Annotated in this window: 9 protein-coding genes and 3 pseudogenes; 5 read left to right on the top strand and 7 right to left on the bottom strand. The window is 53.8% G+C overall.

Features of this window, described 5'->3' with window-relative positions; genetic code table 11:
• Positions 1 to 253 precede the first annotated feature (253 nt).
• Positions 254 to 1,948, bottom strand: a complete 1,695-nt coding sequence (locus tag DP106_RS11895) for an L-lactate permease (RefSeq protein WP_120085568.1) — start codon at positions 1,946 to 1,948, stop codon at positions 254 to 256.
• A 770-nt stretch (positions 1,949 to 2,718) separates the two neighbouring features.
• Between DP106_RS11895 and DP106_RS11885 the strand changes: the two genes are divergently transcribed.
• The gene (locus tag DP106_RS11885; RefSeq protein WP_120085564.1) at positions 2,719 to 3,879 is read left to right on the top strand and encodes an HD domain-containing protein; all 1,161 of its coding nucleotides are present in this window, start codon (positions 2,719 to 2,721) and stop codon (positions 3,877 to 3,879) included.
• Here DP106_RS11885 and DP106_RS11880 read toward each other — a convergent pair.
• On the bottom strand, positions 3,876 to 4,454 hold the full coding sequence (locus tag DP106_RS11880) for an AAA family ATPase (protein ID WP_120085562.1): 579 nt from the start codon (positions 4,452 to 4,454) through the stop codon (positions 3,876 to 3,878). The genes DP106_RS11885 and DP106_RS11880 overlap by 4 nt on opposite strands.
• A gap of 776 nt (positions 4,455 to 5,230) precedes the next feature.
• On the opposite strand from DP106_RS11880, the pseudogene DP106_RS11875 reads away from it, so the two are divergent.
• From DP106_RS11875 to DP106_RS11860, 4 genes and pseudogenes are all read left to right on the top strand, one after another.
• Positions 5,231 to 6,148: pseudogene (locus DP106_RS11875) on the top strand (ISH3 family transposase); the annotation flags it as partial.
• 39 nt (positions 6,149 to 6,187) lie between these two features.
• Complete coding sequence (locus tag DP106_RS11870) at positions 6,188 to 6,697, top strand: winged helix-turn-helix domain-containing protein (protein WP_120085560.1); 510 nt, start codon at positions 6,188 to 6,190, stop codon at positions 6,695 to 6,697.
• Positions 6,694 to 7,188, top strand: coding sequence for a transposase (locus tag DP106_RS11865; RefSeq protein WP_120085558.1), 495 nt, complete (start codon positions 6,694 to 6,696; stop codon positions 7,186 to 7,188). The genes DP106_RS11870 and DP106_RS11865 overlap by 4 nt, the downstream gene beginning before the upstream one ends.
• Positions 7,189 to 7,533: 345 nt before the next feature.
• Positions 7,534 to 7,716, top strand: a pseudogene (locus DP106_RS11860) (ISH3 family transposase); the annotation flags it as partial.
• A 1,052-nt stretch (positions 7,717 to 8,768) separates the two neighbouring features.
• Here DP106_RS11860 and phnE read toward each other — a convergent pair.
• The 5 genes and pseudogenes from phnE to DP106_RS16565 all read right to left on the bottom strand — a co-directional run.
• Complete coding sequence (gene phnE, locus DP106_RS11855) at positions 8,769 to 9,854, bottom strand: phosphonate ABC transporter, permease protein PhnE (RefSeq protein ID WP_205738935.1); 1,086 nt, start codon at positions 9,852 to 9,854, stop codon at positions 8,769 to 8,771.
• Between the two features lie 7 nt (positions 9,855 to 9,861).
• The gene (locus DP106_RS11850; RefSeq protein ID WP_120085555.1) at positions 9,862 to 10,662 is read right to left on the bottom strand and encodes a phosphonate ABC transporter ATP-binding protein; all 801 of its coding nucleotides are present in this window, start codon (positions 10,660 to 10,662) and stop codon (positions 9,862 to 9,864) included.
• Between the two features lie 26 nt (positions 10,663 to 10,688).
• On the bottom strand, positions 10,689 to 11,828 hold the full coding sequence (locus DP106_RS11845; protein WP_120085553.1) for a PhnD/SsuA/transferrin family substrate-binding protein: 1,140 nt from the start codon (positions 11,826 to 11,828) through the stop codon (positions 10,689 to 10,691).
• Positions 11,829 to 12,113: 285 nt separating this feature from the next.
• Entirely contained in the window at positions 12,114 to 12,902 is a 789-nt protein-coding gene (locus DP106_RS11840; protein WP_120085632.1) for a PHP domain-containing protein, read from the bottom strand.
• A 473-nt stretch (positions 12,903 to 13,375) separates the two neighbouring features.
• Positions 13,376 to 14,050, bottom strand: a pseudogene (locus DP106_RS16565) (short-chain dehydrogenase); the annotation flags it as partial.
• Between the last annotated feature and the right edge of the window lie 258 nt (positions 14,051 to 14,308).

Below are 14,308 nucleotides of genomic sequence, written 5' to 3'. Positions count from 1 at the left end.
ACCAGCAGCATGGCCGACCGTGTCAATATCGACGCTCCGGACAACTACACTGATGCCGATCCTATCCGGCGGTTTGCTCTCGCTCACGAAGCAGGCTCAATTGCTGTCGCTCAGCATCCCAGCGGCGAAGTAACGCAATCAACTGAGCCATCAGCGTTCAGCTTCGATGATCTATCAGAAATCGAAACTAGCAACGGTTGATCGGTCACAGTTGGCTTTTCGATAGAAATTATTATATTAGCAACAACTGATGTTATCCGATTGTAGCAGTAATTGTAAGTAAGATAGCAACGACGAGCGTGTATGCTACGACCGGGATTAGATTCAGTCTAATTACCTTCCCTTCCTCGCCAACAAGGCCGACAGTGGCGAGTGCTGCGATTACATTGTGAACCGAAATGGCATTGCCCATGCCTCCCGCAGCAGCCTGTGCGGCGATCACGTGTGTCTGGCTGAGTGACAGTTCACCAGCTAACTCGTACTGTAAGGCACTGAACGTAACGTTCGAGACCATAACAGAACCGGTGACAAATGTTCCAATTACGCCGATTGGCGCGACTACTAAGCTATATACCCCATTGAGCGTGCCTCCTATTCCGTTGGCGAGAGTAAGCATCATGCTTGTTTCACCGGGCGCACCTGGATACTGGCCTGAGTGAAGCAGGATACCAACGGTACCGATAATAAACACGAGTGCCACGGCAGGGTCGGCAACGGTGGTCTTGGCGTCGCCCAACGCTTGTCTGACATCGCCACCAGAGAGTCCGTACAATGGAATCGCAGCGAGTGCGGTGAGTATAAGCCATGTACCCGGAGCAAACGCCCACTCAACACCGTTTGTGATCGTCGTTCCGAATATGTCACTCCAAACCGGCGCAAACAGTGTGATATCTGTAAGAATCGCTCCGATTGGAGTGAAAGTACGCGTTACAATAAGAAGAACGACAAGGATCAGGTATGGAAGCCATGCGCGCACCAGCGACATAGACGCGCCGCCATCAGTAGCAACGCCTGAACCGGAAGCAGCCGGGCGACCGCTATCTACTGAAGTCTTCCACGCATCTGGCCATGCCTCCGGCTCAGGAAGTCGCCATTCGTCTTCAGGATGGAACATCCCACGTCTAAGCGCCGCAACAGTCACACCGCCGCCGATCATTGGTGCAATGATAGACGGAAACTCCGGGCCGATGAGTACTGCCGCTGCGACAAACGGAATAATAAATGCTACTCCAGCAAATAACGCGAGCGGCATAATTGGTCGTACTGCCGCAAGCGACCGGTCAGTGACATCACCGAAAAAGTACACGAGCATAGAGACCGTAACAAGCGGAATACACAATCCCGGGAGAAGATGGTAAGCGGCAGCAAGACCGCTAACATCGGCAGCAAATGCTGTCGCCTCGGTAGCAGAAACCCCTGTGATAGACCCGATCGCGTCGGCTACCCCCGGCCGGATCGGAACGCCGACAGCACCAAATGTTGTTGCGATCGCGTGTCCTAGGAGCGCAACGATGACAGCTGCCAGCGCCGGAAAACCAAGACTGACAAGCAGTGGTGCAACGATGGCTGCAGGGGTACCAAATCCGGCAACGCCCGTAAGAAACGTTGTCAAAAAGAAACCAATAAGAATCGTCTGAACGCGGTGATCGCTGCTAATCGAAGCAAACCCTGAGGCGATATGTGCTATTGCGCCAGCTCGTTGCAGCGTATACAGCAACACCAACGCCCCGAATACGATCCAGAGTATTTCAGTGGCGAGCAACACTCCCCACATCGTCGCTGCCGCGATCCACCGAACCGGAAGCTGCCAAGCTGTAGCCGCTATGACCACAGCAATCACCCACACAACCGGCATCGCCTTTGTTGCTGGCCAGAGCGCACCAACAAGAAGCACCACCGCAGCGATGAGCGGTAGTCCGGCCGCTATCGTCAACAACGGCTCACTCACAACGATATACCCTACTGTTTATTATTATCTGGTCACCAGTGGTGCAGTTATTCGCAAGGATGTAATTATATATGTTTTCTATAATATTTTTTCTATCTGTCCTAGAATTTCCCATATTTACCCAAGGAACTTGTGAAACAAGTATATTTCTGTAATGTAAGAACATGAAATTTTATATAATCAAAAATTGAATTACTCTTCCGCGTTGGAACCGATCGTGAGCATGTCGCCAACGTTGACCGTGGTGAACCGCCTCGGGGTCAATCCCCGTGGTATTCGCCGTGTCAGCCGGTAAATACCCGAAATTCACGAGCTGCTGCTTGAATCATTTCTTGATTAGAAGGTCTCTACCAGCAGATTTAGTAAAATTCGGATATATACTGTCTTGCTAGCAGTATTGAGCCTGCTGTTCATTTTTCCGAACCCCAGCAGCGTAAGCCCGAACTGGTTGAAGGAACCGAAAATCTCCATCAAGGGCTTCTGGAAGAAACTGGATGTCGCTCTCTGTGACCCAGTCGGCAACGAGCCTGCCATCAGTCACAAACACGATACCGCGGCAGTTCACCTGCCGATGGCACGCTTATCCCTGACAGAGACAATATTTTGACTCATTTCCTACTGATATCGACGTGACTCGCTTTAGCGGCGAAAGCCCCTGATCGCCTGTAGACTCAACTGCCAGACCAACGGGTTGGCTTGAACACAGACCGGAGTGTAACAACTCGAACCCGATCGAAACCGAGTTGCGCCGGGGGGCCGTCTCCGATATAATGAAACCGATTAAGGACAGCGTTCACGATTACATCGCGCTTAATCGAGCTGCCGAAGCCCTGATCGACACACCGACCGTCCAGCGGCTTCGCAACGTCAAACAACTCTCAACAGTCCGACTGGTATACCCCGCTGCCAATCATACCCGGTTTGAACACAGCCTCGGCGTCTACCATCTTGCTGACACTGCTGTCAACCATCTCGACATCGACACCTCCACCGCGGCACACCTCCGGGCCGCCGCACTCCTCCACGACGCTGGGCATGGGCCATACGGCCACCAGACTGAGGATGTGATTTACCGGCGGACAGGCACCGATCACGATGAGATCCACTGGCTGCTGACCGATCCCAATCGACCAGTCTGTCAGACCCTGGAACAGTTCGGACTCGACCCCGGGCGTGTCGCCGACCTCGTCGCAGGCGAGGGACGGCTCGGCGCACTCGTCTCGGGTGAACTCGATGTCGACCGGATGGATTATCTCACCCGCGACGCTCATCATACCGGCGTGCCGTATGGGGCGATCGATCACAGTCGGCTTATTCGTGAACTCCGTCTGGAGAACGACCAACTCGTCCTTAGTGAGGGCAACGTCGCGACAGCTGAATCGATGCTGTTCTCACGCGCGTTAATGAACGCCGTTGTCTACCGACACCACGTCTCCCGGATCGCCGGGGCAATGCTAGACCGCGCCTGTGAGCGATATCTGAACCGAACCGATGTGGGTATTGAGTCGTTCCGCCGGATGGCTGACCACGACCTGCTCGTTGCACTGGCCGAGCATGTCTCCGTGTTTGGACACCGTTTGGAACACCGCGATCTGTACAAGCGTGCGGTCTGGACGGGAATCGAGGATGTCCCACCGGGCACTGTCGATGTGGGCTACGAGGAACAACGGCGGGCGGAACGGGAGATCGCTGACGCGGCAGGGGTTGATCCGACCGACGTGATCGTCGACATTCCGGATCGGCCACGGCTCAAGGAGTCATCGACCAGTGTCGTCGCCGGGGATGGCGTCCAACGGCTCGAGGACGCCTCCGAGCTGGTTGGAGGAATCCGGCTGGCAGAACGTGCCCGCTGGCGACTTGGCGTCTACTGTCCTGACGAACAGACCGAGTCGGTCGGGCAGGCTGCCCGTGGCGTGCTGGGGATCGTCTAGCGATCGAAAAACGTCCGTGCGACCTGTTCGCGTGTCTCCGCCTGCGAGCCGGAGTTGTCGATCGCGACGTGGTACATTTCGATCGGGTGAAACTCTTCGCGGAACTCACGGTAGACCTCGATGTCAGCGTCGCTCATTCCATCCCTGCGGTCGGCGATCCGCGCTTCGGCAACCGGGCGCTCACAGACGACTTCGAGCAAGCGAAACCCTGCACCTACCCCCGTAGCAATCGCTTTAGCTGTGCGTCGGTGCCCCCGTTTGGCGAACGTGCCGTCAAGAACGATGGGGTCACCCGCTTTGAGCGCGGATTCAGTGCGGTCAAATAGTTCGCGGTAGACCCGTTCGATCTCTCTGTCGGTGTACTGGGGATCGTCGTACAGATCTTTGCGGATCACATCGGTTCGAAGCCGTTTTGCGCCCAACCGTTTGGCGACGAACTCCGCGACGGTGGATTTCCCTACACCCGGAAGTCCACAGAGGACGACCAGCCAGGGCTCGGTAGTTTTCGTGGCGTCGGCCCGCTCGGTCATGACCGGCTGGTCTCGCCTGTCGATGTCGCCGTGATCTCCAGTCATGCTTGGTTCCGGCCCACTGGGACCTGTCAGTACGTCGGATCACCAAGGCAAAATAACTTCGACTGCAGGAGCTGACACGGGCTCGGTTTTGTTGTTGCCCCCAGAGCAATTTTGTCCCGTTTAGCCGGATTTCTTTGATTAAAGATAGATAACTACATTTTTTAGGGTGTGTCCTCCCTGATCCTAACTTGATTCAATCAGCCGTCAGCAAACCCAGACTACAGGTGATCGGTTCTCCAGAGGTGGCCGACAGCGGTCGCCGTTCAGCATTCCACCAGTTATATTCACGCTTACTGGTGCGTTTGCGCTCCCAGACGTGGACAAGGAACACAGGCTGTGTTATCGCCGTCACAGGTACGTTGAGACTTTCCCCGCGCTAAAGCGCGAGGGTTTCTCCTTGTGTACGTCCGTAATCCAACGTTTTTCCGCTACTGTGCTTCGCGTGCACCTCATACCTACAGTTGGGACACCGGAACTGCTCGCTATCCCGGTTGTTTTCGTGTCTAAATCAACAGTCAATGTGAGAACACCGCTGGCTGGTGTAGCCGGGGGCAACCTGTTCAGTAGTTACATTATGATCTGGTCGTTTGGATCTGACGTACTCGACAAGACGGCAAAGTGCCCGGATATGAGCCCAGTCAGCGTGGGATAGCCGCTCTCGGATGGTAATCAAATCTCAGTCGATCACATCGGGTTAGTAGAAGTGTCCGCTCGGAGAAGCTGTGCAAACACCCCGAGCTGACAACGAGCTAAAGGAAGAACATCTGCTTAATTTTATGATCAACAACCTCGAAGAGGAACTTCCGATTGATCTCGGAGAGAACGTTGATACCACGACGGAGGAACTCTACGAGGTTCTCGCCGGCGCCAGCACCGGCGGAACCTCGATCAACCACATCTGCGAGAAGACCGATGAATCGCCCCACGCCAATACCGTCCGTGGATATCTCACCGATCAATTCGATCTTAACGCTGTTGAATCGGTTGGAGATACACTCCTCCAGCGAGATACGGTTGAGACGCTGCCTGATCGACCGGTGGAGGTCTGTGCCGACCTCCACCTTGATCCCTACTACGGTAACGAGGAGGAAACAGAGACGCTGTACTCCTCACAAGCGAAACGCGGTACCACGTCATTTCACGCCTATGCGACCCTCTACGTCCGAGTTCGAAACAAACGCTATACCCTGGCGGTTCGCCAGCTGACCGCTGGCGAAACCACCGGTGATGCACTCGGTGAGTTCCTTGAACTGCTTGATGGCCTTGACCTCAGCGTCAAGGCCGTCTATCTCGACCGGGGCTTCTACAACAGCACTTGTCTCAATCTGCTGTACGCCTACAACTACGCCTATGTCGTTCCGATCATCAAGTGGGGCGAAACGATTCAAGATGAGCTTAACAGCGGCTGGAGCCGTGAGATTGAGCACGGACTCACCGGGAAGGTAACGTTCCCTGTGTTCATTGACTGTGTCTACCAGCGAGGACGATACGACGAAAATGGAGTGGCGCGTCACGGCTACGCCGCTGACGCGCCGTTCATCGATACACCACGCGATGCCAGACACCACTACAGCAAGCGGTTTGGCATCGAATCGAGCTATCGATTAGCCAAGCAGAGCCTCGCTATGACCAGTTCTCGTGACGCTGGGTTGCGGCTGCTGCTGTTTGTTGTGAGTCTCGTCCTTCATAATGTTTAAGCAAGTTATTTACCAATAAATGGCGTTACATAGGCCATGGGTCGGCTTGATGGTATCACGCTTGACGAGCTCCACGAATTGAAGGAGCAAACGGCCGATGGGAAGCCGCGAGAACGCGTTCTCGCGGCAATTGGTCGCAGGCAGGGCGATTACCTGCATACGCTCGCCTCTCGGCACGGTGTCGTTGAGAAAACGATCCGCAATTGGCTAGATCGGTTCAAAGAACAGCCGTTACACGAGGCACCTTACGACGAACCTCGACCAGGAGGCCCAGCAAAAATTGGGGGTGAAGAGCGTGAGCAGCTGTTTGAAGAACTGCAGCAAGCACCGACTGAACTCGGTTATGATCATCAAGCATGGTCACGCAAATTGCTGCTCCATCATATCAAAGAAGAATATGGCGTTGAGTACCACGAAATGTACGCGTACGAGCTGCTAAAACAGGCCGGGCTGTCCTTGCGGACAGCACGGCCGCAACATCATGAAGCTGATCCAGAAAAGAAGGCTGAATTTGAAAACACAGTCGAAAAAAACACCCTGAATTGAGTGAAAAGACCGTTGCTGTCGTCGATCAGTTTACAAAGCGCGTTGGAACCGTACAGCGCAATGGGTGGTATCCGATTGGCTCAAATCCGACAATTGAGGTCAGCACATCTTGGAAGTCTGTGACAGTACTGGGTGCTGTCACCAACGACGGTGACAGCTTCTTTTGCTGGACAGAGGAAAATCTTAACGCGGATCACGGTATTCGATTGTTAGAAGCGTTGAAGGAACGTTTTGGCGAGGAATTAGTCGTGTTTCTGGATCGAGCAACCTACTTCTACACGAAGGATCTCTGGGAACACGTCAGTGGTACAAGAGAGACCGAAACTGTCGGAGACAGTTCGGTCTCGTGTGTCCATGGAGATGAAGTCGAAGTTTGGTATTTTCCGCCAAAGCTTCCCGAATTAAACGCCGTTGAGGGTTGCTGGGATCAACTGCTTGAGTGGTTCAAGTACCGTCTTGTCCCTGACCTTTCTACGCTGGTAGTTGGATAGCAGTTCTCTCATTCGAAAACAGCAGCTTGAGCCGCTCTAGTTCGGCATTTTTCATTCGATAAATTATATAACTATATTCGTTGTTTAAATCATGATCTCTGAGGTGTAATTATACCACCTAAATTGATGTTCGTTCAATCTTAACTCAATATTGGTAATACTATCTTACATTCGGCCAGCTATGATATCTGACAAATAAAATGTGTCCCTTCGCTGTCTGGCGATTAGTAACCTGCTATCCAACTACTTCTACGCTGAAAGATTATCTCCGACGTGGGTTAGCTACAATTGACGAACCGAATATCTGGACGTATTTAACCGGTAAAGATTTATCTTAGACATTATCAGAACAGCTGGCGATATCTTCACTGGAAGTACGTGGCGGCGCCGCGACGCGGCGGCCGCCACCTCTGGGAGTGGTCGTTCATCGAATTCTGCGAGATGGTACTCCGCGCAGCGTGGACAGTGCTTGGCGCTCGTCGATCCGTTCCAGCGAATCAAGCACTGGACGAGCGGTTCTTCCGATAGCTGTCGCCAGAATCGGCGACCCTATTGAGTGGCGACACTGTCGCGTCGGCGGCAGATCGCCGCCGACAGCGACTGTCGAGGATAAAAGATCTTGTTCACGACATCCCGACGATCAGATAGTCACCGAACCCACCGATTCAACATCCGCTATCGACAGTGGTGGACCTCTCCGTAGTTGGATAGCAGTTCTCTCATTCGAAAACAGCAGTCTGAATCACTCTACTCCGACATTTTTCATACGACAAATTATATAAATTAATTCGAAGTTTAAATCACAATCTCTGAGGTGTAATTATACCGTCTAAATTGTAGTTTGTTCAATTTAAACACGATATGGGAAATACTATCTTACATTCGACCAACTATGATATCTGACACATAATGTCCAACCCTCCGCTGTCTGGTGATTAGCAACCTGCTTTCCAACTACGACCTCTCGATGTGATCGACTGAATCTTTGAATACAGTCACGTCGCATTTGTGGGCAGCCACCCCCCAGCGGTCTCGCTGGCGACTGTGTGGAGATACTGTTTTCGCCGTGCTCGTTTTTATTTCCGAGGTCGAAACACAGCATTATCAGCGGCTTGTGTGCCACGCTGTTGTATCCCCATCTGACGCTTCTCGAACTCATAGATCCGGTGGCCGCACTCGTCGCCACTCCAGAACGTGCCCGTTGCCGAAACGGCAAGACCGTTCACACCGAGGTTGATCCCGAAGAGCGTCTGGTATTCGGTGTGATCTAAACCTTCGATTCCAACAGCTTCACCGGCTATGCATTCTTTCGGTGTTTTGAGGTGGACGCAGAACTCGCCGATTGCGTGGTCGTACTGGAGTGTACTCGTTCAAAACTCGTGGGCGCACAGAAGAACGGATTCCTCGTATGGCGTTGGACTGTCTGCTGGACGTTCACGATCACATTCAACTTGTCCGTTGACCGTTGGAAGCGAGATTTTGTTCCGGTAGAACGTGGTACTCCCCCTGTGATAGACTATACTCCCCGAGGTGAACTCTGGGTTGTTTGTCCGTTTGCCTGTTTCCAGCGGTCAACACCACTATTTTAACGCGGATGTGGCCATGCGGCGCGGGAACCCGGTGATGAGTTCCCAGAGTCCCATCTTCACGTCGTCGGAACGGAGCCGCGACCGGAGCCGCTGGCTGAACAGTTCAACGGAGATGATGAGGAGGAAAATAGATATGAGCGTCGCCATCATATTTGTGAATTGAAGCAGATTTTGTTGAGCGGTCACAACAAACCCAAGCCCACCTGCGCCGATGACCCCGACGGTGACGGCGATTCGGACATTAATCTCAAGAACGTACAGCGTCCAGCCGATGAACGCGGTTCGGACCTGACTCAACATGCCGAAGAACACGATCTGCGGTTTGTTCGCACCGGTCGTCCGTATCGCCTCCACCGGACCCTCTTCAATTTCTTCAAGCTCGTCGACGAACAACCGCCCAAGGTTTCCTATCGTGTCAAACGCGATCGCCAGCGCCGCGGAGGCGGGACCGAGCCCGAGAAACGGGATGAAAATAAGCGTCCAGACGATCGCCGGAACCGCTCGGATGAACGACATCGTCCCGCGGAAAATAAAATTGAACGGGAACGGGGTGACGCGTCCCGAGCCGAGGGTACCAAACACCAGCGCGAACGGGAAACCGACGACGGTTCCGACAAACCCCATCGCGAGCGTTATACCCGCCTCGCCGAAGATCTGAAAGATCCCGAACTCGGTAAAGAAGAACGCGTACACGTCGGTCGCGCTCGGCGGCAACTGGAAGAGAAGCCTGCCGATCTCGGGGTCGTACAGCAGGTTCGCGTCGCGGATGAACGAGATGTACCGTCCGAAGTCAAGAAACGGGATGACATCAAAATAGTACGTGATCGGGAAGAACTCGTTTAGCGACGCAAGAAGCGTCCCGATCCGCGCGTCAGGGTCGAGAAGCTCGGTTGCGGCGAACGCCTGGATCGTCACAAATATGATGAAACCGAGGAGGCCGGTCCACCCCAATGCTCGTCGTCGCCGCGTTCGCTTGATGCTCTCGAACTGTTCGACGATTCGATCCGAAACATTAGTTACTTCAGGGGCCGGATCAGAACCACGTGTTTTGTCGGATTCAGTCGTGTCTGTTGTCACGTATAGATCAGCTCTGTTCGGGTTGGGTTGTCGGCGCATCGTCGACCGTGCCTCTGGTGTCGCCGCTGCCGCTCACAAACATCCCCTCGGTATCGATGTCGCCGTAGAGGTCGTCGATCACATCGATCGTCAGTTCGTCCCGGTAGCCGTCGAACACCTTTTTTCCGTTTCTCAGCCCGATAAATCGGTGTCCGAACTTTCGTGCGATGTTCACTTGATGGAGGCTACAAAATGTCGTCAGATCGCGTTCCTTGGATGCGCTACGGAGATATCCCATCACGTCCTGTGCGCTTCCCGGGTCAAGGCTTGCGACCGGCTCGTCGGCGAGAAGCACGTTCGGTCGCTGAACTAACGCGCGGGCAATCCCGACGCGCTGCTGTTGCCCGCCGCTCATTCGGCGAGCCTTCTGTTCGGCTTCGCTGAGCAGTCCAACCGTGTCCAACGCGTCGAGGGCGCGATGTTTCTCGGATTCGTCCTGTAGCTGGAGCACGCTTGAGAGGAATCCAAACTCGTTGATGCCGCCCGAGAGGGCGTTCGAATACGCGGACATGTCGTCGATGATGTTGTGTTGTTGAAAGATCATCGCCACTTCCGGTCGGGGTGTGATCATCGGCTGGCCGTCGATCTGAATTTCTCCCTCCGTCGGCGAGAGCAGTCCGCTCATCGTCCGGAGAAGCGTCGACTTCCCGGAGCCAGAGACGCCGAGGACGATGACGAACTCACCGGCTGGAACCTCGAATGACACGTCGTTTAGCGCGACAACATCGCCGAATCGCTTCGTAATACCGTCTACTTTGAGATAGCTCATGAGGAGTAACGAAGGACCGAAGCCGCTTACAGGTCGCCCCAGTCGAGTCCAAGTGCCTGACCGAGCTCAACCACGGGGTCGTAGTCCTCGCGGGTCGCCTCAACAACGCCACTGAACCAGAGGCCGTGATCCTGAACCAGCTGGACATCTGAGAGCTCGCTGTCGGAGAGGTTCTCCTCGTCCCGCTCAAGTAGCTCCGGATCGATGTTGAGCGCCTCCGCAATGTCGGCCTCGGATTCGTACGCGTACGCCTCGTCAGGCGCGTTGATTATTGTCTCGCGTATCTCCGTTTTGAGTGGTTCGTCCCAGTCTGCGTTGTCCACGATCGGGGCACGTGGGATCGGATTGGAAACACTGAGCAGTTGGAGCTCAGGGTCGCGCTCGCCGGCCCCAGCGTACTCCGCCGAAATATCAACGAAGTCCTGTGACATCTCGTCGAACTGTTCTTGGGGAACATGTGCCGCTGTCGAGAACGCGCCGGTCGCTGCCGCGGCGATCAAGTCGTTTCCGATCATCTGTTCGCGTGCGGTCGTATGGTCAGACGTTCGGAGATCGAAGTCCTCCGGACTGGTACCTGGTGCGCCACCGATATCGAGGCCGGCATTTCTGAGCATCAACAGCGGGAACAACGTTCCCGAAACGGACGTTGGCGCGCCGGAGGCGATAGTCTCGTCTTTGAGGTCGCTCAGCGACTCAATCTCACTGTCCGGCGTTGTAGTGATGAGCGAGAAGTACTGCTCGGCGCCGAACGCGACCCGCATTCCGGTGACATCGATCTCGTCGCCGATTTGTGCTACTGCGCCCGGGGAGGTGTCAGCGAGAACCCGGTCGCCTTCCGCCGCGCGCCGGAGCTCCTGTACCGTCGCAGAATAGCTCGCTGTCGGCTGACCGACGATCTCCACATCGACTTCGGACTCGATGTACTCGAAGAGGGGCTGATACTGAACCTGAATATCGATCTCCTCTTCGGCGGGGTTCATAACCCAACTGACCTCGGTCGGACCGCCGTCCGAATCGCCTACCGTCCCGCCGTTGCCGTCCACATCATTACTGGAGCCGTCTCCGCCCTCGCTATCGCCCATACACCCTGCGAGGCCAACGATGCCAGCCGCTCCCGCTGTTTTAACAAATGTTCGCCGATTCGCCGATCGCCTGTTGCGGGGCATACAGTTGTGGGTTTCACTCGCGTGGTAAATCGCTTTCTATGAACGGTATTATGAACGACTGTGTTTAATGTTCATACGGGTATTCGCGTGTAACCCGGCTGTTTCAGAACTTCCCCAACGGCGACCGTCCGAACCCGCTATCTCAGCTGTCACCGATTTCACCGAGACCGTCGGCCTGTACGACTGTCTCGAAACACCCTCCCGCTGGCTTTGATCGTGTAGCGTTGTGGCCGGGGGAACCGAGAGCAGAACGCGCTGTGACACTCTGGGTTCAAACAGCGTTGATCATGAGTAGAGCTCCGTCTTGAATTCCTCAAACTGTGACTCGGATAGCCCAGCTTGTCCAAGACGTTTGTTGTGTGCATCACTGCCACCGGTTACGAGTAGATTATTACGCTCGATGGCACGATCAACTATGCTTGTATTAACCTCGGTTCCGTATGGATAGTATCGTTCGACTGCATCAAGTTTGTCCGTAACCGCAAGTGCGGATTCAGGATCATCGTACCGCAACGGGTGCGCTAATCCAACGACAGGACAAGCGTCTTTGAGGAGTCTGATGCCCTGATCAACCGCGGTGACATCTCTAGCAAAATAGCAGTCGCAATCATCGCCAATGAGCTCCTCAAATGCCGTTGTGTAATCGTATGGCGCATCGCTTTCAGCAATGGCAGTTGCAATGTGCGGTCGTCCAATTCCAGAGCTTGGGTCGATATCTAGCGAAAGTTCAATCTCTGCCTCGACACGGGTGATTATCTTTCGAGCACGGTTAACTCGGTTTTCTTGCAGTCGCGCGATCTCGTTTGTGAGCTCTTCTGTAGATTCAACACGATATCCCAAGAGGTCGATTTGCTGGGTATCCGTCTGGACACGAAGTTCGATCCCTCGGATGATAGTGACCCCCTCAATAGTCGTGATTGGGCTGTCCACTCCAGAGTGGATACAATCATGATCAGTGGTAGCAACCCAGCTGACGCCTGCCTCAGTGGCAGCCGTAGGGATTTCCTCAATTGTGAGCGCACCATCAGAGGCTGTGGTATGTGAATGTAGGTCAGCAACAATGGAGGATGACATATGAATGATGAAGCCACTGATATAAAAAACACTTCCGAGCGACATCTCTGTTATCTCCTTCAGACTTGCCGAAGATAGTGAAGCAGTCCTACTACATCTTAATAGAAATATAGATATGAAGTGAACGCCGACCACAACACCGCCAATGGGGTTCGGTACTCCAGTAAGCAGAAACACAGCATTCGTTCATCGTCCACGTCGAGGAGCGGAAACCCACCAGTACGTTGAATATCTGGCCATGCTATTGTGTCGTGAATGCACTCGTCCATGTCGGTTTCATCATTTACGTGTTCGTCACCCGATTCCGACCGAACCGCCCGGAACACTCGTTCCTCACCGAAAACCGGGTGTACTCACCTTGCCATTCTATAATCCCGGCTGACTCAATGTGACGATCAGTCAAAGAAAGCAAGCTAATCGATCATCGAGATACCACCAGCATCGTTGTCCGCTCGCCGACTTCGGTGCAAACCTCAAAGCGTGTTTGCGTAGCTCACGTCAGTCAATTCCACACTGGTCTCCCACAACGTTTCGGCGTTTTTTCGTCATATGAAGCATCGTTAGAAGTCTGCTCGGTAGGATAGCCTCGTATATTCTTGAACCCGTCCGAACCGTAGTACTCTCTACCGGTTACCTCGGCAGCTGTCGCTGAATACAGTAGTGGCAACACACCCTTTGCGGGTGACTGAGCGACGACAGCGTTGGCGATCCTTATTATCGCCAACCGAAGTCGTGAGCCCGATTGCTCCGAACCACGATACTGCAGGTTCGTGGCCGCGTAGCCGAGATGGCAGGCAACACTAATGATATCGGTAATATCTGCTGGCTCAAACCGTCGCTGTAATTCGTAGGCAGACAGTAGGTTAGCCAGTTTACTCTGCCCATAGGCCGCCCACTTACTGTGATTCTTTACCGTGGAGATTATCAAAATCTATTTCGCCGGCCTCAGGTGCGCCACTGGAGTGGGTGACAATACAGCTTTTGTCGTCGTTATTAACGAGCAGCTCCAGCAAGTGACCGGTCAGTGCAAAATGGCCGAGGTGATCCACTCCAAGCTGTTTCTCGAAGCCGTCTTCAGTCTCCTGCCGTGGGATTGCCATCACCCCGGCGTTGTTACACAGAATATCAATAGTTGAGCAAGGGGGTCGGGATCGCCCCTCCGCTTGGAAGGTTTTTCATAGATAGTTTGATACACCTGCCGAAATCCCGATTTCTCGGCGAATCGAGTTGGATCTTGTGCTGAAATATTAGTGAGCACTCCGATTCTGACCAGCTTACTGACTATTTCGGTGCGGAAGTATATTTCTCATTCTGAAGAGATAATTTATGTTTTAATCCTTGAAATAATCCCTGAATGCGATACAGAACTGAGTCGTCAAGTGACGTATTTGCGCGCAATCTGTCGT

Origin of the sequence: Halonotius pteroides (assembly GCF_003605635.1) — an archaeon.
GTDB classification, from domain to species: Archaea; Halobacteriota; Halobacteria; order Halobacteriales; family Haloferacaceae; genus Halonotius; species Halonotius pteroides.
Note: the sequence above shows the minus strand (reverse complement) of the source record. Positions and strands in the feature narration are given on the sequence as shown.